This window comes from Actinoallomurus acanthiterrae, from assembly GCF_054775715.1.
The window spans coordinates 195,177-220,128 of the sequence record NZ_BAAHCO010000001.1 but is presented as its reverse complement, the minus strand read 5'-3'; the positions used below and the strand labels follow the sequence as shown (position 1 = coordinate 220,128).

Here is a 24,952-nt window from a genome sequence, read left to right as displayed (position 1 = left end):
CCGCCCGAATCGGCCCGCCTCGCCACCGGTAACCTCGGACAGTCCTGTGCCGAGAAGCCGTTCTTTCGCCGGTACCTCTCTGGTTCACTCCTCATCGGCGATTCGGCCTATTCGGATCACGCGCCATCCGAGAGAGTGGCGACCGGCACTGAGAGGAGAAACATGACCGAGGTACGGCCGGACGGGCAGTATCCGAACGGGCAGTATGACGACAAATCACTCGGCGAGCTGGTCGCCATCGCCACCGGCAGTGTGTCACGACTCGTCAAGTCGGAGATCGAACTCGCCAAACTGGAGCTGAAGGGCGACGCCAAGAAGGCCGCACTCGGCGGGACCCTCTTCGCCGTGGCCGGGGTCATCGGCGGCGTCGTCGTCATCCTGCTGTCGATCGCTGCCGCGTACGGCCTGGTCGCGGCCGGTATCTGGCACTGGGCGGCGTTCCTCATCGTGGCGGGCTTCTACGTCCTGCTGGCGGCCGTGCTCATCCTCATCGGCCTGTGGCGGATGAAGAAGATGAGCGGCGCCAAACGGTCCCGGCAGTCCGTGATGGAGGACTTCGCGATGCTGCGGCGGGGCGGCGACTCGGACGAGAAGCCCGCGCTGACCGAGTGACGTCCGCCGGCGGGCGCGGGGTGACGCCCGCGGGCCGATGAAGAGGGGGCCGGACATGGCCGACGAGTCCGTCGTCCAGATCGATGGTCCATGGCGACACCGGTCGGTGAGCGCGGGAGGCACGCGCTTCCACGTCGTCGAGGTGGGGGAGGGCCCGCTCGTCCTGCTGCTGCACGGGTTCCCGCAGTTCTGGTGGTCGTGGCACCGTCAGCTGGTGTCGCTGGCCGGCGCGGGGTTCCGCGCGGCAGCCGTCGACCTGCGCGGATACGGCGGAAGCGACAAACCACCGCGCGGGTACGACCTGATCACGCTGGCCCGGGACGCCGCCGGGCTGGTCCGCGCGCTCGGCGCGGCCAGTGCCACCGTCGTCGGGCACGACTGGGGCGGCCTGCTGGCCTGGACGATGGGCGTCTACCAGCCCCGCGTCGTCCAGCGGCTCGCCGTGGTGTCGGCGCCCCACCCACTGCGCCTGCGTACCGCGATCGCGACGGATCCACGCGGTCAGGGCTGGGCGGCCCGGCACACGCTCGGCTTCCAGCTGCCGATGGGACCGGAGCGGCTGCTCGTCCGGGACGACGCCGCCCAGGTCGGCCGCCTGCTGCACGCCTGGTCGGCCCCCGGCTGGCCGGACTCCGCCGGCGAGCGGCTGTACCGCTCGGCCTTCCAGATCCCCGGCGTCGCGCACTGCGCGCTGGAGTACCACCGCTGGGCGGTGCGCTCGCTCGTGCGCCCGGACGGCCTGCGGTACGCCCGCCGGATGCGCGCCCCCATCCGCGTCCCCACGCTGCAGTTGCACGGCTCGCTGGACCGCTGCGTGCTGCCCCGAAGCGCCCAGGGGTCGGGCCGGTACGTCGACGCCCCCTACCGGTGGCGGCTCATCGAGGGAGTCGGGCACTTCCCCCACGAGGAACGCCCGGAGGCCTTCGACACTGAGCTCCTCTCCTGGCTCGCCGACGCCGAACCGGGCCGCTACACGGCCTCCGAGGGCCACCGTCCCGGATGAGGCCTGACACCAGCCGAGCGATCGACACCGAGAAACGGGTCGTGCGCGATCGCGATGAGCGCTGAGGCCGGACAATAGAGGCATGCGCGATCGCGATGAGGCGGGACGAGCACGCAACGCACGGCCCCGGGACGCGTACGGCCGGCCGCTGCCGCACGGCGCCGTCGGAGAGGACCGCGTCCCCGACGACTACGCCGCGGAGCCGGCCGAGGCGCTGACCGAGGCACAGCGGCTACTCGACGCCGACCGCCCCTTCCACGCTCACGAGGTCCTGGAAGCCGCCTGGAAGGCCGCTCCGGACGCCGAACGCCCCCTGTGGCAGGGGCTGGCCCAGCTGGCCGTCGGATTCACGCACGTACGGCGTGGCAACGCGCGAGGGGCCCCCACGCTGCTGCGCCGCGCCGCCGACCGCGTCGCCCCATACGCCGGGAGCGCGCCGCACGGGATCGCGGCCGCCGAACTCGCCCACGCGGCCTACGCGCTGGCCGACCGCATCGAACGCGACGGCCTCGACTCGATCACGGACGCGGACCTGACTCCCCGGCTGCGCGTCCGGTAAGGCCGGGTGCGACGCGGCCGGCCGCCGACGTGGGAGCGGCCTCCTCGCCTCGGGCTGATACCGAGCAGGCCGCCCGAACGCTGAACGCACAGCGTGCCCGGCCAGAAGGCCCGTCCGCGAGCCATGTCCGCAACATGCCGCCGGCACGCTCGGTCCGAGCAGGCCCTGGTCCGGTGGCTCAGTCCGAGCAGGCCTCCGTTGAGACGCTTCCGCGGGCGTCGACGCCCGCCTGGGCGTCCGGGGCGACCTCGTGGGCCGTCAGGGCGTATCCGGTGTCCTTGTTGTCGAGGGCTGCGGCGAAGACCACGCCGTACACCTTGCCGTTCGGCGCGAGCAGCGGGCCGCCGGAGTTGCCCTGCTCGACCAGCGCGCGGATGGCGAAGATCTCGCGAGTGACCTGGCCGGAGTGGTAGATGTCCGGGCCCTTGGCCTTCTGCTTGGCGCGGATCCGGGCGGCGCGCGGGGTGAAGCTCTGGTTCTTCGGGTAGCCGGCGACGACGGCGTTGTCGCGGCTCTGCCCGCCCTCGTCGAACTTCAGGGCGGGGAGCTTCAGGCCCGGGACGTCGAGGACGGCGATGTCGCGCTTGTCGTCGTACAGCACGACCTTGGCGCGGTAGTTGCCCTTGCCCAGGGTGTACACGGTGGGGCCGCTGTCGACGCCGGCGACGACGTGCGCGTTGGTCATCACGCGGCCGGGGGCGTACACGAAGCCGGTGCCCTCGATCCGGCGCTGGCAGCTGTGCGCCGTCCCCATGACCTTGACGATGCTCTTCTCGGCCGCCTGCAGCTCGGGAGTGGTGAGGATCTTGGTGTCCGGGGGCGGCACCTCGGCGATGGGCTCACCGCCGAGCCCGCCGAACACCTGCGGGAACTCCGTCTTGGAGACGAACCCGCGGAAGGAGGAGAACCAGGTGTCGGCCTGCTGCGGCATGAACGTGTCGACGCCGTGCAGTACCTCGGAGTTCTTCACCTGGGTGCGCAGCCAGACGATCGGGGAGGTGACCAGGGCACTGCCGATGAACCACGCCACCACGAGCAACGCCACGCTGCTGACGCACGCCCCGCCGACGGCGTCGACGCTGCGAGCGGACTCCCAGGTGACGCGGCTGCGCAGCGCGGAGCCGACAGAGGAGGCGATCAGCTGCCCCAGGGTCGCGGCCAGGAAGGCGATGACGACGGCGAGCAGCGCCTGTTGCGCGGCCCCGTCGACGACCGCCTTGACCAACGGCGGGGCGATCAGCATGCCGAGGACGACGCCCCCGACGAAGCCGACGAAGCTGAGCACGCCGACGATGAAGCCCTGCCGGTACCCCGAGATGGCGAACAGCACGATGAGCACGAGCAGGATGAGATCAAGAACGTGATCGCCCAGCACCGGTCAACCGTATAGCGCATCGAGGGCCGAGGACGTCCCCTCCCCGGACCAGTTCCGATTCGGCGATGTACGAACGGAGGACTACTCGCCGCCCGCGAGGTCGATGACCTCGGCGGGAAGGTCCTCGACCCGGGTCGTGTCCCAGGAGCGGCCCCAGCCGGCCGTCTCGAGGACCGTGTGGAGGAGGTTGGCGGTGAACCCCCACACCAGCATCCCCCGGACGCGGAACGCCGGGCCGAGATGGCCGGAGGGGCTGCGGACGCGCAGCCGGTTGGCGGGGTCCGTCAGCTCGGACAACGGGACCCGGGCGACCGACGCGACCTCACGGGGGTCGGCGGCGGCGACGGTGGACGGCTCCCGCCACCAGGCGACGACCGGGGTGACGCGATACCTGCTGTACGGGATGTACAGCTCCGGCATGGTCGCCAGGACGGTCACGCCGGTGGCGTCGAGGCCGGTTTCCTCGACGGCCTCGCGCAGGGCGGCTCCGACCGGCCCGCCGTCGCCGGGGTCGATGCCGCCGCCGGGGAAGGCCGGCTGCCCGGGGTGCTTGCGAAGGGTGTCCGCACGCTGGAGGAGCAGGACGTCGGGGCCGTCGGGCCCCTCACCGAACAGGATGAGCACCGCGGCGGCGCGGGCGCCGTTCGCCGGGGGGCGGAACAGGGTGGGGACCTGCATGCGGGGGGCCGTGGTCGCGAAGTCGCGCAGCCACTCCGGGCAGTCCGTCGCTATTGGGGGTTCGACCGACATCATTGAGGGTTCAACGGAGCCGGCCTCCGGATCCTTCCCCGTCACGAGAAGGGACCGGACTTGACCAGCTTGCGCGCGGTCTCCTCATCGGTCGGTCCCTCACCGTACGACGGGCAGAGCCGGGCGAGCGGGCAGGCGCCGCAGGCCGGGCGCCGGGCGTGGCAGATGCGCCGGCCGTGCCAGATCAGCCGGTGGGACAGGATCGTCCAGTCCTTGCGTGGGATCAGCTCCCCCACCTCGTACTCGATCTTCACCGGGTCGGTCTCGGTGGTCCAGCCGAACCGCCTCGTGAGCCGCTGAAAGTGGGTGTCGACCGTGATGCCCGGGACGTCGAAGGCGTTGCCGAGCACGACGTTGGCGGTCTTGCGGCCCACGCCGGGCAGCGTCACGAGCTCCTCGAGGGTGTGCGGCACCTCGCCGCCGAAGCGGTCGCACAGCTCCTGGCCGAGTTTGAGCAGGCTGTTGGTCTTCGCCCGGAAGAAACCCGTCGACTGAATGATCTTCTCGACGTCCTCGCGGTCGGCCGCCGCGAGGTCCGCCGCGGCCGGGTAGCGCGCGAAGAGGGTCGGGGTGACCATATTGACCCGCTTGTCCGTCGTCTGGGCGGACAAGATCGTCGCAACCAGTAGCTGGAACGGGTTGTCGAAATTCAACTCACAGTGTGCGTCCGGGTACACTTCCGCAAGTTCTCGGTTGATCCGGCGAGCCCGGCGTACCAGGGCGAGACGCGTCTCCGGTTTGCGTGGCACGAACGCAAGGGTAACGGGGGGGTCGACCAAAACTCATCCTGCGATGTACGTCACACTGTGGACGTGCGTGAGCGAGGAGGAAATGTGAACGACCGCGACGTGGAGGTTCTGGGACGGGCCCCGCTGTTCGAAGCTCTCGACGAGGAGGGGGCCAAGGCGCTGCGCGCCATCGTGTCAGAGGTCCATCTGTCCCGCGGTCAGACCCTCTTCTCCGAGGATCAGGAGGGCGACCGACTCTACGTCGTCCTCGAGGGCAAGATCAAATTGACCCGGACGGCGCCAGACGGTCGGGAGAACCTCCTGAGCGTGCTCGGCCCCAGCGAGATGTTCGGCGAGCTGTCCCTGTTCGACCCGAGGCCGCGCACGGCCAGCGCCATCGCCGTCACCGAGGCGCGCCTGGCGGGGGTGGGCCACAGCGACCTGTGGCCGTTCCTCAAGGAGCACCCGGAGATAAGCGTCCACCTGCTGCGCGCCCTCGCCCAGCGGCTGCGCCGGACCAACGAGAACATGGCGGACCTCGTCTTCACCGACGTGCCCGGCCGGGTCGCCAAGGCCCTGCTCGACCTCGCCGAACGGTTCGGCCAGCCGAGCGAGAGCGGACTGCACGTCCACCACGACCTGACGCAGGAGGAGCTCGCCCAGCTCGTCGGCGCGTCCCGGGAGACGGTGAACAAGGCCCTCGCCGACTTCGCCCAGCGCGGCTGGCTGCGGATCGAGGCCCGCGCCGTGCAGGTCCTCGACATCGAGCGCCTCCGCAAGCGCTCGCGCTAGGCGGAAGCGCTCGCGCTAGATCGCGCCGCGCTCGGTGAGGTAGTCGAGCTGTGCCTGGACGGCCCATTCGGCGGCCGGCCACAGCGATCGGTCGACGTCGGCGTACACCCGCTCCACGACCTCCCGGGCCGTACGCGCCCCGGCCGTGACCGCGGCCTCGACCTGCTGGAGGCGTTCGCGCCGGTGGCCGATGTAGTGGTCGAGCGCCGCGACGGGGTCGTCGAGCTTCGGTCCGTGGCCGGGCAGGATGACGCGGGTCCCCTCGGCCATCGCCCGTAGCCGGTCGAGCGAGCCGAGGTAGTCCCCGAGCCGGAACACCACGGTGGTGCCGTAGCCGAGCACCGTGTCGCCGGTGAGGACGGCCCGGTCTCCCGGCAGCCAGAAGCACAGCGAGTCCGGGGTGTGGCCGGGCGTCTCCATGACGCGCAGCTCCAGCCCGTCCAGCTCGACGACGTCGCCCTCGGCCAACCCCTCCTCGCCCAGCCGCAGTGCCGGGTCGAGGGCCCGAACGGGCACGGGACGGGAGCCGCCGGCGGCCAGTTCGGCGAACCGCCGCGCGCCCTCGGCGTGGTCCGGGTGGCCGTGCGTGAGCAGCACGAGGGCCACGCGCCCCGCCTCGGCGGCGACCCGGCGCAGGTGCTCCTCGTGCTCCGGCCCGGGGTCGACGACGATGGACCGCTCGGCGCCCGGTTCGCGGAGAATCCAGGTGTTGGTGCCGTCCAGCGTCATGGGCGAGGGATTCGGGGCCAGCACGCACCGCGCCCGCTCGGTGCCCATCCCGTCGATGTCCGTCATCGCGTTCCCATCCGTCACGGCCGCGCCCGCTCGGGACGCATCCCGTCGACGCCCGTCATCGCGCCCCCACCCGTCACAGCCGAGCCCGCTCGATGCCCATTCCGTCGACGCGTCATCGCGCCCCTACCCGTCACGGCCGAGCCCGCTCGGTGGCCATTCCGTCGACGCCCGTCATCGCGCCCCCGTCCGTCACGGCCGCGCTCCCGGGACGTGCCCGTCGAGCTCCGGCGGCAGGATCAGGTAGGCGCCGTCGTCGGTCACGCGGGTCTCGGGCAGCCGGGGGCGCACGGCCCGTTCGGCGGCCAGCACCGCCGCCACCGTGTCGTACGCCGCCAGCTCGGTGAGCGTGACGAAGGTCGGCGGCAGCAGCGCCATCTCACCGCGCCGGGCGGCCTCCACCGCCTCACGCGGGCGTACCCATGCCACCTGGTCGGACTCGGTACTCACGTCGCGGGTGCGCTGCCCGGCCGGCAGGGCCGCGACGAAGAACCGCGTGTCGTACCGGCGTTCCTCGAACACCGGCGTGATCCAGTGCGCCCAGGGGCGCAGCAGGTCGCTGCGCAGGACCAGGCCGCGTTTGTCGAGCAGCGCGGCGAGCGACAGCGAACGGTCGAGCAGGGCCAGGCGGTCCGCCTCCCAGTCGTCGCCGCTGATGTCACGGGCGATCGTGTCCGGGGCGGGCCCGGCGAGGAGGACGACCGACTCCTCGAACGTCTCGCGTACGGCGGCGCACACCAGCTCGCGGGCGAGGGTCTCCCCGGCTCCGAACGCCGCGCCCCACTCCTGCGGCGACGGCCCGGTCCAGCCCACCGTACGGTCGCCGTCGCGCGCGTCCACCGAACCGCCGGGGAAGACGTACGCCCCGGGCGCGAAGGGCATCGACGTCACCCGGCGCAGCATGTACACCTCGAGGCCGCCGTCGGGGGCGTCGCGGAGCAGGACGACCGTCGAGGCGTCCCGTGACGCGACCGGCTCCGCCCGGCCCTCGTCGATGTCGCGCGCGCGTTCGGCCAGCTGATCCGGTAGCCGAAGGCCGGGGACGTCCGTCAAGGGGGGCCTCCTCGTTCAGGCGTGGGCCGGGACGCCGTCGCGCAGGACGACGACCCGGGCTTCCAGACCGAACGCTATTCGACTTCGGCGATCAGTTCGACCTCGACCGGGGCGTTCAGCGGCAGCACCGCCACACCCACCGCACTGCGCGCGTGCCGGCCCGCGTCGCCGAACACCTCGGCCAGCAGGTCGCTCGCACCGTTGATCACCTTCGGCTGGCCGAAGAAATCCGGGGCGCTGGCCACGAAGCCGACGACCTTGACGATGCGGCGCACCCGCGACAGCTCCCCGACCTCGGCCTTGAGCGCGGCGATCGCGTTGAGCGCGGCCGTACGGGCGAGCTCGTTGCCCTGCTCCTCGCTCACCTCGGCGCCGACCTTGCCGGTCGCGGGCAGCTTGCCGTCGACCATCGGCACCTGCCCCGACGTGTAGACCAGGTTCCCGGTCCGGGCGGTCGGGACGTACGACGCCACCGGCGGCACGACGTCCGGCACCTCCAGCCCGAGCTCCCGTACCCGCTCCTCCGGCGTCGTCACTGCTTCTCCCGCTTGAGGTAGGCCACGAGGTTCTCCGGGTTGGGGCCGGGGATGACGGTGACGAGCTCCCACCCGTCCTCGCCCCAGTTGTCGAGGATCTGCTTCGTGGCGTGCACGAGCAGCGGAACGGTCGCGTACTCCCACTTCTTCATGGGGTGAACATTAGTAGCGCGCCTCAGCTCTGCGCGGGCGGCTCCTCGGGTCGTACGGGCGCGGCGATGCCCGGCTGTTCCGGCTCCTCCATGCCGGCCACGGGCGGCACCTTGTCGGCCGAGTCGATCGAGACCGGCTCGCCGGCCTGCGCGAGCTCCTCTTCGGCCTTGGCGAGGCGCTCGGCCAGGTCGGGCCGGCCCGTGCCCTCGCGCGGCGTCTGGTCGCCGCCGGCCGCGCGGTCGAAGAAGCGCAGCAGCTCGACGGGGAAGGGCATCACGAGGGTGCTGTTCTTCTCGGCCGCCACCTCGACGACCGTCTGGAGCAGGCGCAGCTGGAGGGAGGCGGGGTCCTGGGCCATGACCTCGGCCGCGGCCGCGAGGCGCTTGGACGCCTGGAACTCACCGTCGGCGGCGATGATGCGGGCCCGGCGTTCCCGCTCCGCCTCGGCCTGGCGCGCCATGGACCGCTTCATGCCCTCCGGCAGCGAGACGTCCTTGATCTCGACGCGCTCGATCTTGACGCCCCAGGGCGCCTCGGTCATGCCGTCCATGATCTGGCGGAGCTCGGCGTTGATCGATTCGCGGTCGGACAGCAGCTGCTGCATGTCGGCCCGGCCGATGACCGCACGCAGCGACGTCTGGGCCACCTGCGAGATCGCCCAGTTGTAGTTCTGTACGTTGACGATCGCCTTAACGGGGTCGATCACCCGGAAGTAGACGACGGCGTCGACGCGGACGCTGACGTTGTCCTGCGTGATGCCCTCCTGCGCGGGGACCCCCATGGCGACCGTCTGCATGTTGACCTTCGTCATCCGGTCGATCACGGGGAAGATCAGCGTCAGGCCCGGAGGCCGGAACTGCGGCTGCACCTGCCCCAGGCGGAAGACCACGCCGCGTTCGACCTGCTGAACGACCTTGATCGACGACAGGATGACCAGCAATATCAGGAATCCGAGGATTCCTAGGAGCACGAATGCCGCTTCAGCCACGGCGCTCACCTTTCTGACGGCCGATTCCCTCATGTCCGACACTAGTCGTCGGATACCCCGAGGTGTCAGACGTCACTTTCAGGCGCTGCGAACGCGTCGGCGGACGGACGATAACCTCACAAGAGTGAGCGGGAGAGACACCGACTGGGACGGTGTACGACTGCACGTCGTCACCGGCAAAGGCGGCACCGGGAAGACGACGGTGGCCGCCTCCCTCGCGCTGGCGCTGGCCGCGGGCGGCCGGAAGGTCCTGCTCACCGAGGTCGAGGGCCGCCAGGGCATCGCCCAGCTGTTCGACTGCCCGCCGCTGCCGTACGAGGAGCGGAAGGTCGCGGTCGCGCCCGGCGGCGGCGACGTCCACGCCCTCGCGGTCGATCCCGAAGAGGCGATGCTCGACTACCTCGAGATGTTCTACAACCTCAAGCGGGCGGGCAAGGCGCTCACCAAGCTGGGGCTCATCGACTTCGCGACCGCCATCGCCCCGGGCCTGCGCGACGTGCTGCTCACCGGCAAGGCCAGCGAGGCGGTCCGCCGCCGCGACAAGAGCGGCCGGTTCGTCTACGACGCGGTGGTGATGGACGCCCCGCCGACCGGCCGCATCGGCCGGTTCCTCAACGTCAACGCCGAGGTCGCGGGGCTGGCGAAGGTCGGCCCGATCCGCAACCACGCCGACACCGTGATGAAGGTGATCCGCAGCCCGGAGACCGCGGTCCACTTCGTCACGCTCCTGGAGGAGATGCCCGTCCAGGAGACCCTGGACGGGATCACGGAGCTGCGGGAGATCGGCCTGCCCGTCGGCGGTCTGGTGGTCAACATGGTGCGGCCGCCGCTGCTCGACCCGGAGGACCTCGTCCTGGCCGCCCGCGACGAGCTCGACGTCGAGACGATCCGCATGGGGATCAAGGCGGCCGGCATCGAGGACCGCACCGCCGAGATCGCCGACGCCCTCGCCGTCGAGGCCGCCGACCACGCGCGCCGCACCGCCCTGCAGGAGCGTGAGAAGGCCAGCCTGGCCGAGGCCCACGTGCCGCAGTACGAGCTGCCGATGCTCAGCGACGGCATGGACCTCGCCGGCCTGTACGAGCTCGCCGCCGACCTGAGGACGCAAGGAGCAGCGTGAGCGCCGCAGCCGAGAAGGACGCGCCGGCCTTCTGCATCGACGACCTGATCGACGATCCCGAGACGAAGATCATCGTCTGCTGCGGGTCCGGAGGTGTCGGCAAGACCACGACCGCCGCCGCCGTGGGCGTCCGCGCCGCCGAACGCGGCCGGGACGTCGTCGTGCTCACCGTCGACCCGGCCCGCCGGCTCGCCCAGGCGCTCGGCCTCACCGAGCTGGACAACACCCCGCGCCTCGTCGAGGGCGTCGACGGCGAGCTGTACGCGATGATGCTCGACATGAAGCGCACCTTCGACGAGATCGTCGAGGCGCACGCCGAGCCCGAACGCGCGCGGCAGATCCTGGCCAACCCCTTCTACCAGTCGCTGTCGTCCAGCCTGTCTGGCACGCAGGAGTACATGGCGATGGAGAAGCTGGGCCAGCTGCACCGGTCCGGCGACTGGGACCTGATCGTCGTCGACACGCCGCCGTCCCGGTCGGCCCTGGACTTCCTCGACGCGCCGGAGCGGATGGGGCGGTTCCTCGACGGCCGCCTGATCAAGATCCTGATGGCCCCGGCCAAGGCGGGCGGGCGGTTCGGGATGAAGGTCGTGACCGCCGGCTTCGGGATGTTCACCAGCGCGATCACGAAGGTGCTCGGCGGGCAGCTGCTGAAGGACGTCCAGACGTTCGTGCTGGCCTTCGACACGATGTTCGGCGGGTTCCGCGAGCGGGCGGAGCAGACCTACCGCCTGCTGCAGGCGCCCGGCACGGCGTTCCTCGTCATCGCCGCTCCGGAGCCCGACGCGCTGCGCGAGGCGTCGTACTTCGTCGAGCGCCTCGCCGAGGAGCAGATGCCGCTGGCCGGTTTGGTCGTCAACCGCGTGCACCGCTCGGACGCCTCGGAGCTGTCGGCCGTACGCAGCCAGGCCGCCGCGGAGACCCTGAACGACCGTGGGACGCATCCGCTGGCCGCCGCGCTGCTGCGCCTGCACGCCGAACGGATGCAGGTCACCGCGCGGGAGACGCGGCTGTGCGAGAGCTTCACCTCATCGCACCCGACGGTGCCCCGGGCCACGGTCGCGGCCATGGCCGAAGACGTGCACGACCTCGAGGGACTCAGGTGCATCGCGCGAGGACTCGCGGGCGAACTGGAGGAACCGGCCGCCTGAGGGGCCGGTCCGTGTGCTCGCGGGTGAGGTTTGCTCAGCCTGGCCGGCCGGGCGCGGCCAGGCCGTCGATCGGCCGATCAGCTCGCGACGAGCTCTTCGTCCGGGTCCTGCGTCGCCTCGTACTGCTCCTTGGCGGTCTCCAGAAGCTCTCGCCACGACGAGACGTCCGGACGACGGCGGAGCAGCGCTCGGCGCTCGCGCTCCGTCATGCCACCCCATACGCCGAACTCGATGCGGTTGTCGAGAGCGTCGGCAAGACACTCGGTGCGCACTGGGCAACCGCGGCAGATCAGCTTGGCCCGGTTCTGAGCCGCTCCCTGCACGAACAACGCGTCGGGATCCGCGTTACGGCAGGCGGCGCGGGCGGTCCAATCCGTGATCCACATCTTGGCCCCACTCCCCTTGGGTCGGTTGTCGTTTGCGAGCCCCGGCCGGACGGGCGCGGACGTCAGGCCGCCATACGAAAGCCGTGGGGAGAAACTTACGGAAGAGCGCGGCGCTTCAACAGCCCCCGTAGGGTCCATTCTTGAGATAGCCCCTACGGGCCATAGGAAGGCAACGAACTAGTCATCCCTCTTCACGGGGTGTCCCATATGCACCTCTCGTCCCGCGTAACCTATGTCCCGTGACTCAGAGATCAGATCAGGAACACGCCATCATCAAGCTGCTACGCCTCCTTGGCGCAGCGATCGTGGCCGGGCTTCTGGTCGGTCTCATCGCCCTACCGGCCGTCGGCAGCGCCGGCATGGCGACCCGGGACGCGGCCGACGGGTTCAAGGACCTCCCGACCGACTTCAACATCCAGCCGCCGCCGGAACGGACCACGGTCTACTCCGCGGACGGCCAGGTCATCGCGACGTTCTTCCAGCACAACCGCGAGTCCGTACGCCTCGACCAGGTCGCGCCGATCATGCAGAAGGCGGTCGTCGCGATCGAGGACTCCCGCTTCTACCAGCACGGTCCCCTCGACATGAAGGGCTCCGTCCGGGCGCTGATCACCAACGCCCAGGAGGGCGGCGTCAAGCAGGGTGGCTCCACGCTGACCCAGCAGTACATCAAGAACCTGCTGGTCGAGGCCGCGGACAACCAGGCCGAGGTGGACGCCGCGAAGGCCGCCACCTTCGGACGGAAGCTGAAGGAGCTGCGCTACGCCGTCAACGTCGAGAAGCGGCTCACCAAGGACCAGATCCTCCAGGGCTACCTCAACATCGCCTACTTCGGCGCCGGCGCGTACGGCGTCGAGGCGGCGGCCCAGCGCTACTTCAGCAAGGACGCCTCGCAGCTCACGCTCCCGGAGGCGGCCCTCCTGGCCGGCACTACGAACAGCCCCAGCTACTACGACCCGACGATCTACCCGGACCACGCGCTCCAGCGGCGGAACACCGTGCTCTACCGCATGGCCGAGCTGAAGATCATCACTAAGCAGCAGGCCGACCAGGCCGCCGCCCAGAAGATCAAGCTGCACCCCAAGCAGCCCAAGAGCGACTGCGTCGCCAGCAAGGCGCCGTTCTTCTGCGAATACGTCAAGAACGAGATCATGGGCAACCCGGCGTTCGGCAAGACGTCCACGGACCGCTTCCACCTGCTCTACCGCGGCGGCCTCACGATCCGCACCACGATCGACATGAAGGCCCAGCGGGCCGCGCAGCAGGCGCTCGCCCAGCGCCCGAGCCACAGCAGGACCGCCACCGAGGCGATGGTCAAGCCGGGCACCGGCGAGATCAAGGCGATGGTGGTCAGCAAGACGTACGGCGACAGTGTCAAGAAGGGCGAGACCACCCTCAACCTCGCCGCCGACTACGCGCACGGCGGCAACCTCGGCTACTCGGCCGGGTCCACCTTCAAGGTCTTCACCCTCGCGGCGGCGATCGACAAGGGCATCGACGTGGGCACCACGCTCCCCGCGCCGTACAGCACGACGGTCTCGGGCTACCGCGACTGCAAGGGTGGCGGCACCGAGCCGTGGCCCGTGCAGAACGCCGAGAAGTCCAAGGGCAAGACCGCCAACCTGCAGACCGGCACCTGGGAATCGATCAACACCTTCTACGCCGAGCTCGAGCAGCGGGTGGGCCTGTGCGACGCCGTCAAGATGGCGCAGAACTTCGGCCTGAACCGCGCGGACGGCAAGCCGCTGAAGCAGGTGCCCTCCCAGGTGCTCGGCGCCAACGAGATCGACGTCACGCACCTCGCCGCCGCCTACGCCGGGTTGGCCGCCCGCGGCCAGTACTGCACGCCGATCGCGATCACCGAGGTGACCGACAGCGTCGGCAAGAAGATCCGGGTGCCGAAGTCCAAGTGCTCCAAGGCGGTCGACTCCGAGACCGCCGACGAGGTCACCAAGATCCTGCAGGGCGTTCTCACCAAGGGCACGGCGCAGGGCATGGGTCTCAACCGTCCCGCGGCGGCCAAAACGGGCACGTGTGAGAGCTTCACCTGCGCGGTGTTCGCCGGGTACACCCCCGACCTCGCGGCGGCCGTCTGGTACGGCGACCCCGCGGCACCGTGGGCGAACCGGAACCCCGGGGTCTACGGCAAGGACGTCGCGCCGATCTGGAGGTCGTCGATGAACGGCGCGCTGAGGGGGGTGAGCCCGTCGTCGTTCCACACGCCGGTGAACGACTTCGCCAACCTCGACCAGTCGAAGGTGCCGGACGTCCACGGCCTGCCCGTGGCCCAGGCCAAGCAGCAGATCGAGAAGGCCGGGTTCTCGGTGCAGGTCTCCCCTCGCGCGGTCGACTCGAACCAGCCCGTGAACACCGTGGTGTACACGTCGCCGAGCGCCGGCAGCCAGGTCGACCAGGACACCACCGTCCTGCTGTTCGTCAGCAACGGCAACGGCAGCCCGGATTCCGGCCGGGGCAAGAAGAACGGCAAGCCTCGTAAGGGCTGGCCGAAGTTCCCGTTCGGCAACTGACCGGAACGGAAAGGTCCCGTGCGCGGCTCCAGCCGCGCACGGGACCTTCTCTTTTGCCTCTTCTGCCCGTTCAGCCGGTGAGCTGGCGCTTGACCTCTCCCGACACCCTCTTGCCGTCGGCGCGGCCGGCCACCTTCGGCGTCACGGCCTTCATCACCTGGCCCATGGCACGGGGCCCTTCCGCGCCCGTCTCGGCGATCGCCGTACGGACGAGCTCGGCCAGTTCGTCGTCGGACAGCTGGGTTGGGAGGTAGTCCTCCAGGACGACGCCCTCGGCCCGCTCCGCCTCGGCCTGCTCCGTACGGCCCGCGTCGGCGAACGCCTCGGCCGCCTCACGGCGCTTCTTGGACTCCCGCTGCAGCACCTTGACGACCTCGTCGTCGGAGAGCTCGCGCGCCTGCTTGCCCGCGACCTCCTCGTTGGTGACGGCCGTCAGCGCCATGCGGAGCGTACGGGTGCGCACCTCATCGCGTGCCTTCATCGCGGCCGACAGGTCGGCCCGCAGCTTCTCCTTCAACATGAGAACAATCTTGCCCTGCTCACGGGCTTCGGCGCCCGGCAATAATCCTGGCGCGGTTCTGGCACGATGGAAGCGTGCGAAAGAGATACGGGGTCCCCCTGGGCGTCGTCGGCACCGGGATCGCCGGAGTCGGTTACGCCTCACTGATCGAGCGCAACTGGTTCCGACTGCGGCGCTATGACGTGCCGGTGCTCGCCCCCGGCAGACGGCCGATCAAGATCCTGCACATCTCCGACACGCACCTCACCCCGGGCCGCCGCCGGATGATCAAGTGGGTCAGCGCGCTCGACGCCCTCGAGCCCGACCTCGTCGTCAACACCGGCGACTCGATCTCGCACCCCGACGCCATCGGCCCGTTCCTCGACCTGCTCGGGCCGCTGCTGGACCGCCCCGGCGTGTTCGTCTACGGCTCGAACGACATGTACTCCCCGGTCCCGAAGAACCCCGCGCGCTACCTCTGGCGCACCAGCCGGACCGACTACAACAAGCGATCCGTCCCCGACCTGCCGTACCGCGAGCTCGGCGCCGCGATGACCGCCGCGGGCTGGCTCGACCTCAACAACGCCACCGGCACGCTCAAGGCCGGCGACACCGAGATCTGGTTCGGCGGCATCAACGACTCCCACATCGGCAAGGACCGCTACGACGAGATCGCCGGCCCGGCCAAGGGCCCGCTCAGCATCGGCGTCATGCACTCGCCCGAGCCGCGCAACCTCGACCGGTTCGCTAGTGACGGCTACCAGCTCCTGCTGGCCGGCCACACGCACGGCGGCCAGCTCTGCGTGCCGATGTTCGGCGCACTGGTCACCAACTGCGGCATCGACCGCGCCCGCGTCAAGGGCCTCAACCGGCACGGCCCCGCCTGGCTGCACGTCTCCGCCGGCCTCGGCACCTCTCCGTGGGCGCCGGTGCGCTTCTGCTGCCCGCCGGAGGCCTCGCTGCTGACCCTGGTCCCGTCCGCCTGAGCCGTACCGGCCCTGATCCCTGGCGAACACCGCCCCTGAGGAGCGGCGTCCGTCAGGGATCGTCCGTTCAGCCCACCGGTCTGGTCGTCCAGGTCGCACGGTCCAGGCCCAGCAGTTGGAGGCCACGCAGCACTCGCAGGGGGACACCGTTCCCTGCCTTGAACGCGATGATCCTCACCTGGGCGCCGTGGACTCCGGCGACCCGCAGCACCTCCGAGCCGTCGTCGCTCTTGTCCCGGAACGCCGGGTGGCCGTCGATGGTCGTGTTCAGCGGCCCCGCCTCATCGGCCGGATCGACCGCCGTCGCGGGCACGACCTCGACGCTGATGCTCATCGGCGTGTGCTTGTCGTCGGAATAGCCGCCGGGCGGCGGGCCATCGGCGTCCGCGGACAGGTCGAGTGAGGTCCGCCACTTCTCTCCGGTGGAAGAACTCCGCTCGTCCGTCGTCCCGACGACGTGCAGGCCCGGCGGTACGTACGTCAGCCGGAACGGCAGGCCCACCGGCGTGGTCCGACCGACCCGCAGCGTTTCGGCGATCCGGCGATAGGCCGTACGCTCGTCCACCAGACCCGCGTCAGGCGCGATCTTCGCGACCGCCCAGGCTCCCGCCGCGTACTGCCAGCGGAGCTCCACCGGAGTGCTGCGGCAGTGGGTGCCGGCGACGTCACGCGCGTAGACCCACTGCGTCGGCCGGCCATCGATCCGCGGCGCATCGCCGACCTGTTCCCCGTGGGGGCACTTCTCGTCCATGGCGCGGGACACCCGCGCGACCGCCTCGGCGTCGACCCGCCGTCCGGCCGGGAAGAGCGTCACACCGACCTGGGGACCGAAGAATTCATACGGTCGCCCTTTGGGGGTACGCGCCTGCAGGGAGATGTATCCGATGCCGATGTCCACGGATCGCTCGGTCATGCCCTTGGGAAGCCAGCCGAAGTCCGCGGACCGCACCAGCGGGTCGAACCGCGCATCGGTCCGCGTCGTTATCGGGGCGGACGCCTTACGGCCGATGGCCACGACGTTCACCCCGCCCACGATCAGGCCGACGGCGGCGACGACGGCCCCCATCTGCAGCAGCGACCGCCTGCGTCGCCTCCGGTGCCCATCCCGTACCGCACGTGCGACGTCGATCGTGGATACGGGCTGTGGCTCTCGAGTCATCTCCGCGATCAACGTCTTGATCTCATGCTCGTTCATCGTCACGCCCCCTCCTCACGTACGGACGCGGACTCGAGAATCCGCCGCAGCGCGGCCAGCCCCCGGGACGTCTGGCTCTTGACGTTCCCGGACGAACATCCGAGGATCTCCGCGGTCTGGTCGACGGTGAGGTCGCAGTAGAAGCGCAGCACCAACGTCGCCCGCTGCCGCGCCGGCACGGCCGCCAGCGCCCGCCGTACGTCCAACCCGGCGTCGACGTCCGAACCGGCCGCCACCGGCTCCGGAGTGTCCGCCACCACACTCACCCTGGAGCGCCACCCGGTCCGCTGCTCGCCGAGAAACTGCCGCACGAGCATGGTCCGCACGTAGGCGTCCAGGTTCTCCGCCGCCCGCGCCCGCCGCCACTTCACGTACAGCCGCGTGATCGTCGCCTGGACGAGATCGTCGGCCCGATGCCAGTCGGCGCACAGCAGATACGCCGTCCGCCGCAGCCGGGGCAACAGTTCCTGGACGTGCGCGGTGTACTCGTCGTCCACGCGGCTCACGTCGCTTGCTCCATGCCCGGTAGATGGGACGCGATCCGTGGATGGTTGCACGCGATCTCCGATGCGCCGCTCGCGGTCGCCGATGCGCTCCGTACGGCGGGTGGCTCTTCCTGCCTTGTGGGGGTGTCACTACCTCCACCCCCGATCGGCGTGTTACGCCGATCGTCCCGATCTTCGGCCGCCCATAGCGTCTTCCATGTACGGCGCACGGGGCGCCCACCGGGAGGTAGACGATGGCAGGAACGCGGCGCGGAGACACCGCACGGACGGCCGAGGCCCTGCGGCTCTTCGCGGTCAGCAAGACGTACGGTGAGGCGGACACCCAGGTCACCGCGCTCGACAACGTGTCGCTGACGCTGCCGGCCGGAACGTTCACGGCGGTGATGGGGCCGTCGGGCTCGGGCAAGAGCACGCTGCTCCAATGCGCGGCGGGCCTCGACCGGCCGACGCGAGGACAGGTCCTCGTGGCCGGGGCCGAGATGACCGCGGACGATGAGACGGCCCTGACGAAGTTCCGCCGGCAGCACGTCGGGTTCATCTTCCAGCACTTCAACCTGCTGCCGACGCTGACCGTCATGCAGAACGTCATGCTCCCGATGCGGCTGGCCCGGCGGAAGGTGGACCGCGCGTACTGCGAGACGATCCTCCAGCGCGTCGGGCTGAGCGGTCGGCTCGACCACCTGCCGGCGGAGTTGTCAGGTGGTCAGCAGCAGCGCGTCGCGATCGCCCGGACCCTGGTGTCCCGGCCGAGCGTGATCTTCGCCGACGAGCCGACCGGGGCCCTCGACACCCGAAGCGCCCGCGAGGTCCTCGCCCTTCTCCAGGAGGCCGTGCGGAACTTCGGGCAGACGGTGGTGATGGTGACGCACGACCCGGTCGCGGCCTCTCACGCCGACGGGGTGCTGTTCCTGGCCGACGGCCGGATCGTCGGAAGCATGCAGCAGCCGACGGCCGAGGCGGTGGCCGAGCGCATGACCCATCTCGGTGACGCCGTCGCCGAGCGGCACGAGACGGCGGGCGTGTGACCATGTTCGCTCTCGCACTCCGATCCTTGCGGCGACGTGCCAGCGCTTTCACGGCGAGCTTCCTGGCGATCTTCCTCGGCGCGACGATCCTCATGGCCTTCACCTCCCTCCTCGACACCGCCGTCGGCGACGGAGTGCCGTCGGCCAACCGGACGACGCTGATCACGATGGCGAACGTCGTCGGCGGCTGGGGCCTCCTCATCGTGATCTTCGCCGTCGCCTCCACCCTGAACCTCTCGGTGCGCCAGCGCGGCACCGAGCTGGCATTGCTGAAGAGCATCGGCGCGACGCCCGCCCAGGTCCGCCGGATGATCGTCGGTGAGGCGGCCGTCGTCGCCGTCACCGCGGCCGCTGCGGCCATCCCGCTGGGGCTCCTGGCCGGCCACGGACTGTTCGCGATGCTGGTCCACACCCACCAGATCGCGCCGAACGTGAAGTACGTCTTCGGGCCGATCGCCCTCAGCATGGGACTCGGCATCACCTTCATCGCCGCGACCGCCGCCGCGATGCTGGCGGCCCGCCGCGCCACCCGGGTACGGGCGGCGGAGGCCATGATCGAGGCCTCGACCGAATCGGGCCGGATGACCAAGAAGCGGATCATCGCGGCGTGCGTCTTCCTCGCGCTCGGTGTGTACCTCGCCGTGCTGACCGTCACCGCGATGCGCGACAAGGCCACGGACGCCATGTCGACGGCCGGCTCGGCCGACGGCCTCGCCGCCATCGGGTTCGCGCTGCTCGGACCCGCACTGATCCGGAAGGTCATCGCGATCGTGGCCGCTCCACTGGAGCGCCTCGGCGGGGCGAGCGGCCACCTCGCCGTGCAGAACCTCCGCCGGCGCAGCAACCAGATGGCCACCGCGCTGATGCCGATCATCCTGTTCACCGGCATCAGCATCGGCACCCTCTGCATGCAGAGCACCGAGAACGCCGTCACCGCCGCCGCAGGCGTCGCCAAGACCGCCGATCAGAAGAACATCGAGACCCTCAACCTCGTCGTCATCGCGATGATCGTGCTGTTCGCGGCCATCATGCTGATCAACACTCTGGTCGCCGCGACGACCCACCGCCGCCGCGAGTTCGGGCAGCAACGGCTGTCCGGCGCGACGCCCGCGCAGGTCCTGCACGTGGTCGTACTCGAGAGCACCGTGCTGACCGCCACCGGCGTCCTGTTCGGCGCGCTCGCCTCCCTCTTCACCAGCATTCCGTACAGCAGCGCCCGCGCCGACGCCTTCCTCCCGCACTCCAGCGCCGGCATCTTCCTGGGAATGGTCGCCCTCGCCGTGGCCCTGACCTTCACCGCGAGCATCGGCACCGCCCGGCGGACCATCCGCACCCCCGCGATCGACGCCGTCGCCGCCTGACCCCGTCGACCCCGTACGAGCCGCCTCGGGGACCGGCTCGTACGGGCGTCTTCGACGCGCTTGCCGGGATACTGTGGCGCGGGCAGGGTCAAAAGTCCGCTAGACTCGTCGAGGCGCAGGCGTTGAAGACGACCTGTAGCCACCGGGGTGTAGCGCAGCTTGGCAGCGCGCTTCGTTCGGGACGAAGAGGTCGTGGGTTCAAATCCCGCCACCCCGACGCTGAAGTACCTGGTAAGAAGGGGTTTCGGACTTAGTCCGGAGCCCCTTTTTCGATCTTGTTGGCCGTTGGGAGCCAAACGGGGAGCCATCGTCACGCGGACTTCGCGGACTTGTCGCCGAAGATGGTGTTCATCGTCTCGGCCCCCTTGGTGATCACCGGCTTGAGCTGATGCCGGTAGACCTCCTCGGTGACCGCCGTGCTGGAGTGCCCGCAGAGATCGGCGATGTTCTCGATGGGCACGCCGTTGTCACTCATGATCGAGACGAACGAGTGACGGAGTTCGCGGGGAGTCCACTTCTCCCCGATCTTCGCCTTCTTGGTGATCAGCCGGAACGCACGCCGCACGTTGGCGGCATCTAGCGGCGTTCCGGTCGGTGAGCAGAACACGTGGTTCCGGTCCTGCCACGCCTTGCCGGCCTTGAGACGCTGGGCCGCCTGGCGCTTGTGATGTTCCCGAAGAGCCTCGATCGCCTGCTTAGGTAGTTCCAGCGTGCGACGTGACTTCTCGGTCTTGGTGTCACCGTGGGCGCGTACGGAGCGCCAGACGTAGATGGCAAAGCGTTTGTGCTTGAAACCCGCCTCGCTAACGGGCTGCCATCCGATGTCGTCGTTCACCCACGCCACGACGTGATCCCACCGGAGCGCACGGGCTTCCTCCGTGCGGACTCCGGTCATGAGGCTGAGCACGACATAGGCGTGAAGCCGAGACGACTTCGCGTGCTCCAGTACAGCCGTTGCCTGCTCAGCGGTGAGCGCCTTGCTCGGCCGTCCAGCCTTGCCCTTCGGCGTGGTGACCAGTTCGGCCACGTTGCGCATCACCATGTCACGTGCCTGAGCCTGGCGAGTCGCGCGCTTGAGGATCGCGTGCACGCCGCGGAGACTCCGCGTGGACAGCTTGGCGGTGAGCCCATCGAGCCACTCGTCGACGTCGTCGGCGCGCAGGTCTTTGAGCTTGGCCTTGCCGATCAGCGGGATGACGTGCTTATCGGCGAGGATGCGATTGGTCTTGACGGTCTCCGGGTCGCGGTCCTTGAGCCCCTTGGACAACCAGTCCTCGACGGCGTCTCGGACCGTGTAGTTCTCCGGACTCTTGATGCCGGACTCCAACTCTTCGACCGCCGTGATGAGCTTGTCTTTGACGTCGGTCTTGGTCTTGCCCTTCCTCTTGAGGCGCTTCCGCTTGCCATCGGGGGCGAATCCGAGGGAGATGGCTCCGGTGTAGCCGTCCCCCTCGGGATAGATCGTCCCCTCATACCTACCGATCAGGATCTTTGCCAAGGGATCCCTCCTCGTGTCTGTCGAGGTATTCCTTGATCGCCTTCCTGATGACCCACGACACGTCGCGCTCCTGCGATGCCGCGTAACGGGCGAGGCGTTCCTTGAACGCCGCATCGACCCGTACGGGTGGAAGCGTGGTCTTGTCGCCTGTCATGTAGAGCGTCCTCTCTTGTCGATCGTGGTTGTGCGTGTGACCGAAGAGCGCGCTCGCGTCGATGCGGTTATCAAGAGGCGTGGCCTCGGGACCTTCCCTGCTGGGGCGCGCCCCGAGGCTCGTAGAGCAACGTAGCACGGTGTTCTACGCTCGGGTCAATCCTTTGGTCTCCGTGCGCTCGATGAACTCGGCAAGGTGCTGGTCGGTGATCCGGCGCAGCTTGCCGATCTTGATGCTGCGTAGCTGGCCGGTGCGCAGGAGGAAGTAGACCTTGTCGCGTCCGATGTGCAGCATCTCGGCCACTTGCTCAACGGTGTACGCCTGCAGGTGCCTCACCTCCTCTCCGCGCGCGTTGCCTCCATCGGGTTGCCGTCACGTTGGGTGGTCGCTGCGGCGTTGTCTCACGTCTCATCTCAGGCGCTCTACGTGCAGGCGCGCGTGAGACTGAGACGTTGAGACGATCACGCTGCGTTGCCGGATTCGGGACTAGCGGCGCGGTATCGGCCTCGACTCACCTGGACCACTCGCCCGGCTTTTGCTTGCTCGGTAAGTCGTCGGTAGAGGGTCGGACGGCTCAGCCCGGTGAGTTTGACCAGTTTGGGGACGGAGATCCCTCCGTCCGGGGCGGTCAGCAGTGCCTGCCAGAGGCGTCCCTCGGCGGTGTCCGGCCGCTCCGAGGCTGGTCTCTCGGTTGCGCCGCCGGACGGCCGGGAGTCGTCGGACGGCTCGCCCTGCACGTCGTCACGTTCGGGCACTGGATGGGGTGGATACAGCATCGGCCGACGCGTCACGTAGTGGTCGGCGGTGGTCGTGACGTCCTGGTCGGTGATGAGGTACGCGCGGGCGCGTTTGGCGGTCGGATGTTCGGGGGCGGAGATGAGGAACTTGCCGGGCGCGTCAAGGGTGTGGGCGTGCCAGCCGGCGTTGAACGCTCCTTGTCCGAGGATGAGATCGACGTCGCGGCGTTCCCGCACTCGGAGACAGATGCGCACGTCCATCTGCGAGCGCGTAGCGCCGTGTCCCATGGCCTTCTGTGTGGGCCGTTGGGTCGCGGCCAGCAGGGTCACCGCGACGGCACGCCCACGGCGGGCGATCGAGTCGGCGTAGGCCGTCGCGGCCTCGGGGAGTTCGGCGTACTCGTCGACCACGATCACCAGTGCAGGGCGTCTGCGTGTGGGCTCCCAGACGCGTGCGCCATGGTGACCGGATTCGGTGGCGCGCTGATCCAGCTCCGTCACCGCGTCGCGGAAGAGCCGTGTCGCCTGCTCGGGTGTGGTGGCCAGGCGGTCCAAAGCTCGGACCCAGGGTCGAAGCTCCATGCCGCCCTTGAGGTCGATTCCCCAGATCACCACGTCCTCGCAGGCGGTCAGCGCCGCGAGGATGACGTTGAGGACACCGGACTTGCCTGAGCCGACGACTCCACCGATCAGCGCGTGACGGCGCAGCAGCAGCACGGTTGCCAGGGCGGCGTCCTCGAACACTCCCAGCGGAATCGGCTGAGCGATGGAGCGGACCTCGGGCGCTTTCCAGGGGATCGGACGCGCGTGCGGGTCGGTGTGCAGCACACGCATGAGGAAGTGGTCGGCCCGTGCTGCGTCGGCTTCGATACGGACGGCGCCCGGGCGGGTGCCGAGTGCAGATTCGATCGCGGGCAGCTTGCCGATCGCGTCGGCGACGGTGTGTCCACGGCGCAGGGCCATGCGGGCGGTCCAGCCCCAGGCGTCCACCACGGCGGACATCACGCGAGAGCCGGCCAGACCTACCGACTCGGCGATCTGGGGCCAGGACTCAAGGGTGCGCTCGACACGGACCCGTACGCGCCGGCGCCGGTGTGCCCACCACGGCACTGACAGCAGAATTCCGCCGACGAGTAGAGCTTGCGGAAGCGGCCGGTGCATCGGACCTACGGCGGTTGCGGCGGTGAGCCACGTGCCCACTGCGATAACAACGAGAGCCGCGTACAGCCGCTCCGAGCGCCTAACCAGGCCCATACGGTGGCCAAAACGCATGAGCGCCGCGGCGGTCACGACTGGGGCAGCGAGGAGTTCGGGCCACCACGTCGGGTGGGTGGCGTGGAGGAGCCATGCGGCGAGGGCGGTGAGGTAGGCCAGATGGACGGGGGCGAGTTCGGAGCGGTAGCGCCACAGCCAGCGGGCGATCAACACGCCGATCATGTCGGGTAGCCCGTCGTCGGAGTTGATGACCATCATCGGCTGGATGCCGTGGCGGCTCATCTTGCGGGCGTGGCGTCGAAGCTGACGATTCCTCATCGGTCGGCCCGCCCTTCCGCCTGGTCGTCCAGCTCGTCACGGAGGTAGGCCAGGTGATCGGCTTCACCATCGGCGTAGGCGCTGAGCGTGGCTCGGGCAGCGGCGAGAAGGTTCGCGTGGTCGAGGCGGATCCGCTTGAGTGTGCCGACGAGTTCGGTGATGTCGGATAGGGCGGTGTCGATGGTCTGCCAGTAGCGGGCGAGGGTGGGCAGTGCGTCGGAGAATCCTGCGACGATTTGACGAGCGGTGTCGTTTCGGGTGCTGACCTCCTGCAGATCACGCCTGGTCGTGGGGGAATTGTCAGGCACTCAGGCATCGCCTCCTTTGGTCGACTGCGGGTTGTTCAGGCACCGGTGAGCCACTGGACGACGGCGGTCACCAGGCGATGGATCTCGGGGGCGGCGCTGGTCGCGGCGAGGAAGAATCCGAACAGCAGGCACAGCACCGCGTGCCAGACGCGCAGACCCATGTAGCGCCAGGCCACCCAGGCGCCGACCCCGAGGATGACGACGAGGGGCACGGAAACGGTCATAGAGGCGTCACCTCCTTTCACAGCCAGTCGTTGCGGGCCTTGCGGCGCTGCCAGCGGGCGCGGCATCGGCATTTGCGGCATAGCCGGTTGCCGAGTTCGATGAGCGCCCCGCATGGGCAGCGACGGCCGGAGAAACCGTCAGGGAGTCGGCGCACACGCATCACCTCCGTCCCTTGATGAGTTCGGTGATCTGTGTGGGCTCGGTGGCCTGGTCGTTGGTGTTCTTGCGGACGTAGACGCCGAGCACGGCGCGGGCGAAGCCGGCCAGCGGGGTAGGTGGCTGGTCGTCCAGGGCGGTCCAGGGCGCCTCTCTGTGTGCGCCGATGAGGACGAGGGCGACGAAGACGACGCCCAGGATGGCGACGGTGATTGTGACAATCGGAACGGCGATCATTTGGTC

At 69.7% G+C, this 24,952-nt stretch carries 29 protein-coding genes and 1 tRNA gene; 11 read left to right on the top strand and 19 right to left on the bottom strand.

The features are described 5' to 3' along the window. Nucleotides 1-162: 162 nt before the first annotated feature. From ACYVF7_RS01175 to ACYVF7_RS01165, 3 genes are all read left to right on the top strand, one after another. Nucleotides 163-612, top strand: coding sequence for a phage holin family protein (locus tag ACYVF7_RS01175; RefSeq protein ID WP_460333458.1), 450 nt, complete (start codon nt 163-165; stop codon nt 610-612). A 55-nt stretch (nt 613-667) separates the two neighbouring features. After that, nucleotides 668-1,615, top strand: a complete 948-nt coding sequence (locus ACYVF7_RS01170; protein ID WP_460333455.1) for an alpha/beta fold hydrolase — start codon at nt 668-670, stop codon at nt 1,613-1,615. Between the two features lie 82 nt (nt 1,616-1,697). Beyond that, nucleotides 1,698-2,174, top strand: a complete 477-nt coding sequence (locus tag ACYVF7_RS01165; RefSeq protein ID WP_460333452.1) for a DUF309 domain-containing protein — start codon at nt 1,698-1,700, stop codon at nt 2,172-2,174. Nucleotides 2,175-2,352: 178 nt separating this feature from the next. Here ACYVF7_RS01165 and ACYVF7_RS01160 read toward each other — a convergent pair whose 3' ends face one another. The 3 genes from ACYVF7_RS01160 to nth all read right to left on the bottom strand — a co-directional run bounded on the left by ACYVF7_RS01160 (nt 2,353) and on the right by nth (nt 5,048). Then, a complete protein-coding gene (locus tag ACYVF7_RS01160; protein ID WP_460333449.1) occupies nt 2,353-3,549 on the bottom strand; it encodes a MarP family serine protease in 1,197 nt (398 codons plus the stop codon). A gap of 81 nt (nt 3,550-3,630) precedes the next feature. After that, complete coding sequence (locus ACYVF7_RS01155) at nt 3,631-4,302, bottom strand: NUDIX hydrolase (protein ID WP_460333446.1); 672 nt, start codon at nt 4,300-4,302, stop codon at nt 3,631-3,633. Between the two features lie 38 nt (nt 4,303-4,340). Continuing rightward, nucleotides 4,341-5,048, bottom strand: coding sequence for an endonuclease III (nth, locus tag ACYVF7_RS01150; protein ID WP_460333443.1), 708 nt, complete (start codon nt 5,046-5,048; stop codon nt 4,341-4,343). Between the two features lie 84 nt (nt 5,049-5,132). Between nth and ACYVF7_RS01145 the strand changes: the two genes are divergently transcribed. Then, nucleotides 5,133-5,819, top strand: a complete 687-nt coding sequence (locus ACYVF7_RS01145) for a Crp/Fnr family transcriptional regulator (protein ID WP_460333440.1) — start codon at nt 5,133-5,135, stop codon at nt 5,817-5,819. A 15-nt stretch (nt 5,820-5,834) separates the two neighbouring features. Here the strand turns inward: ACYVF7_RS01145 and ACYVF7_RS01140 are convergent, their stop codons facing one another. From ACYVF7_RS01140 to ACYVF7_RS01120, 5 genes are all read right to left on the bottom strand, one after another. Continuing rightward, nucleotides 5,835-6,614 (bottom strand): MBL fold metallo-hydrolase, encoded by a 780-nt coding sequence (locus ACYVF7_RS01140; protein ID WP_460333437.1) that lies wholly within the window; start codon nt 6,612-6,614, stop codon nt 5,835-5,837. Nucleotides 6,615-6,803: 189 nt separating this feature from the next. Continuing rightward, a complete protein-coding gene (locus ACYVF7_RS01135; protein ID WP_460333434.1) occupies nt 6,804-7,664 on the bottom strand; it encodes an NUDIX hydrolase in 861 nt (286 codons plus the stop codon). A 74-nt stretch (nt 7,665-7,738) separates the two neighbouring features. After that, nucleotides 7,739-8,200, bottom strand: coding sequence for a RidA family protein (locus ACYVF7_RS01130; RefSeq protein WP_460333431.1), 462 nt, complete (start codon nt 8,198-8,200; stop codon nt 7,739-7,741). Further along, nucleotides 8,197-8,352, bottom strand: a complete 156-nt coding sequence (locus ACYVF7_RS01125) for a DUF4177 domain-containing protein (protein ID WP_252781158.1) — start codon at nt 8,350-8,352, stop codon at nt 8,197-8,199. The genes ACYVF7_RS01130 and ACYVF7_RS01125 overlap by 4 nt, the downstream gene beginning before the upstream one ends. Before the next feature lie 23 nt (nt 8,353-8,375). Next, nucleotides 8,376-9,341 (bottom strand): SPFH domain-containing protein, encoded by a 966-nt coding sequence (locus ACYVF7_RS01120; RefSeq protein ID WP_460333428.1) that lies wholly within the window; start codon nt 9,339-9,341, stop codon nt 8,376-8,378. Nucleotides 9,342-9,465: 124 nt separating this feature from the next. On the opposite strand from ACYVF7_RS01120, the gene ACYVF7_RS01115 reads away from it, so the two are divergent. Then, the gene (locus ACYVF7_RS01115; protein WP_460333425.1) at nt 9,466-10,461 is read left to right on the top strand and encodes an ArsA-related P-loop ATPase; all 996 of its coding nucleotides are present in this window, start codon (nt 9,466-9,468) and stop codon (nt 10,459-10,461) included. After that, nucleotides 10,458-11,612, top strand: a complete 1,155-nt coding sequence (locus ACYVF7_RS01110) for an ArsA family ATPase (protein ID WP_460333422.1) — start codon at nt 10,458-10,460, stop codon at nt 11,610-11,612. The genes ACYVF7_RS01115 and ACYVF7_RS01110 overlap by 4 nt, the downstream gene beginning before the upstream one ends. 77 nt (nt 11,613-11,689) lie before the next feature. Here ACYVF7_RS01110 and ACYVF7_RS01105 read toward each other — a convergent pair whose 3' ends face one another. Beyond that, entirely contained in the window at nt 11,690-11,998 is a 309-nt protein-coding gene (locus tag ACYVF7_RS01105; protein WP_360900099.1) for a WhiB family transcriptional regulator, read from the bottom strand. 239 nt (nt 11,999-12,237) lie between these two features. Here ACYVF7_RS01105 and ACYVF7_RS01100 point away from each other — a divergent pair, with 239 nt between their 5' ends. Continuing rightward, nucleotides 12,238-14,526 carry a penicillin-binding protein gene (locus ACYVF7_RS01100; protein WP_460333418.1) on the top strand — a complete coding sequence of 763 codons (2,289 nt, stop codon included), beginning with the start codon at nt 12,238-12,240 and terminating at the stop codon, nt 14,524-14,526. Nucleotides 14,527-14,596: 70 nt separating this feature from the next. Here ACYVF7_RS01100 and ACYVF7_RS01095 read toward each other — a convergent pair whose 3' ends face one another. Beyond that, nucleotides 14,597-15,046, bottom strand: a complete 450-nt coding sequence (locus ACYVF7_RS01095; RefSeq protein WP_460333416.1) for a GatB/YqeY domain-containing protein — start codon at nt 15,044-15,046, stop codon at nt 14,597-14,599. Between the two features lie 74 nt (nt 15,047-15,120). Here ACYVF7_RS01095 and ACYVF7_RS01090 point away from each other — a divergent pair, with 74 nt between their 5' ends. Beyond that, complete coding sequence (locus tag ACYVF7_RS01090) at nt 15,121-16,011, top strand: metallophosphoesterase (protein WP_460333413.1); 891 nt, start codon at nt 15,121-15,123, stop codon at nt 16,009-16,011. A gap of 67 nt (nt 16,012-16,078) precedes the next feature. On the opposite strand, the gene ACYVF7_RS01085 is transcribed toward ACYVF7_RS01090, so the two are convergent. Further along, nucleotides 16,079-17,212: a hypothetical protein gene (locus ACYVF7_RS01085; protein ID WP_460333410.1), complete on the bottom strand. Its 1,134-nt coding sequence runs from the start codon at nt 17,210-17,212 to the stop codon at nt 16,079-16,081. Further along, the gene (locus ACYVF7_RS01080) at nt 17,209-17,712 is read right to left on the bottom strand and encodes a SigE family RNA polymerase sigma factor (RefSeq protein WP_460333407.1); all 504 of its coding nucleotides are present in this window, start codon (nt 17,710-17,712) and stop codon (nt 17,209-17,211) included. The genes ACYVF7_RS01085 and ACYVF7_RS01080 overlap by 4 nt, the downstream gene beginning before the upstream one ends. Nucleotides 17,713-17,945: 233 nt before the next feature. On the opposite strand from ACYVF7_RS01080, the gene ACYVF7_RS01075 reads away from it, so the two are divergent. From ACYVF7_RS01075 to ACYVF7_RS01065, 3 genes are all read left to right on the top strand, one after another. Beyond that, a complete protein-coding gene (locus ACYVF7_RS01075; protein ID WP_460333404.1) occupies nt 17,946-18,737 on the top strand; it encodes an ABC transporter ATP-binding protein in 792 nt (263 codons plus the stop codon). Between the two features lie 26 nt (nt 18,738-18,763). Next, complete coding sequence (locus ACYVF7_RS01070) at nt 18,764-20,098, top strand: FtsX-like permease family protein (protein WP_460333401.1); 1,335 nt, start codon at nt 18,764-18,766, stop codon at nt 20,096-20,098. A gap of 143 nt (nt 20,099-20,241) precedes the next feature. Next, nucleotides 20,242-20,315: transfer RNA gene (locus tag ACYVF7_RS01065), tRNA-Pro, on the top strand. A 93-nt stretch (nt 20,316-20,408) separates the two neighbouring features. On the opposite strand, the gene ACYVF7_RS01060 is transcribed toward ACYVF7_RS01065, so the two are convergent. From ACYVF7_RS01060 to ACYVF7_RS01030, 7 genes are all read right to left on the bottom strand, one after another. Next, nucleotides 20,409-21,596 (bottom strand): site-specific integrase, encoded by a 1,188-nt coding sequence (locus ACYVF7_RS01060; protein ID WP_460333398.1) that lies wholly within the window; start codon nt 21,594-21,596, stop codon nt 20,409-20,411. Next, nucleotides 21,574-21,750 (bottom strand): CopG family ribbon-helix-helix protein, encoded by a 177-nt coding sequence (locus ACYVF7_RS01055; protein ID WP_460333396.1) that lies wholly within the window; start codon nt 21,748-21,750, stop codon nt 21,574-21,576. Before ACYVF7_RS01055 ends, ACYVF7_RS01060 begins: the two co-directional genes overlap by 23 nt. 144 nt (nt 21,751-21,894) lie before the next feature. Beyond that, nucleotides 21,895-22,086 (bottom strand): helix-turn-helix domain-containing protein, encoded by a 192-nt coding sequence (locus ACYVF7_RS01050; protein ID WP_460333393.1) that lies wholly within the window; start codon nt 22,084-22,086, stop codon nt 21,895-21,897. A 125-nt stretch (nt 22,087-22,211) separates the two neighbouring features. Continuing rightward, complete coding sequence (locus tag ACYVF7_RS01045; RefSeq protein WP_460333390.1) at nt 22,212-24,020, bottom strand: FtsK/SpoIIIE domain-containing protein; 1,809 nt, start codon at nt 24,018-24,020, stop codon at nt 22,212-22,214. Next, nucleotides 24,017-24,328 (bottom strand): hypothetical protein, encoded by a 312-nt coding sequence (locus ACYVF7_RS01040; RefSeq protein ID WP_460333387.1) that lies wholly within the window; start codon nt 24,326-24,328, stop codon nt 24,017-24,019. The genes ACYVF7_RS01045 and ACYVF7_RS01040 overlap by 4 nt, the downstream gene beginning before the upstream one ends. A 35-nt stretch (nt 24,329-24,363) precedes the next feature. After that, nucleotides 24,364-24,552, bottom strand: coding sequence for a hypothetical protein (locus tag ACYVF7_RS01035; RefSeq protein WP_460333384.1), 189 nt, complete (start codon nt 24,550-24,552; stop codon nt 24,364-24,366). 160 nt (nt 24,553-24,712) lie between these two features. Then, on the bottom strand, nt 24,713-24,946 hold the full coding sequence (locus ACYVF7_RS01030; RefSeq protein ID WP_460333382.1) for a hypothetical protein: 234 nt from the start codon (nt 24,944-24,946) through the stop codon (nt 24,713-24,715). Nucleotides 24,947-24,952: the final 6 nt, after the last annotated feature.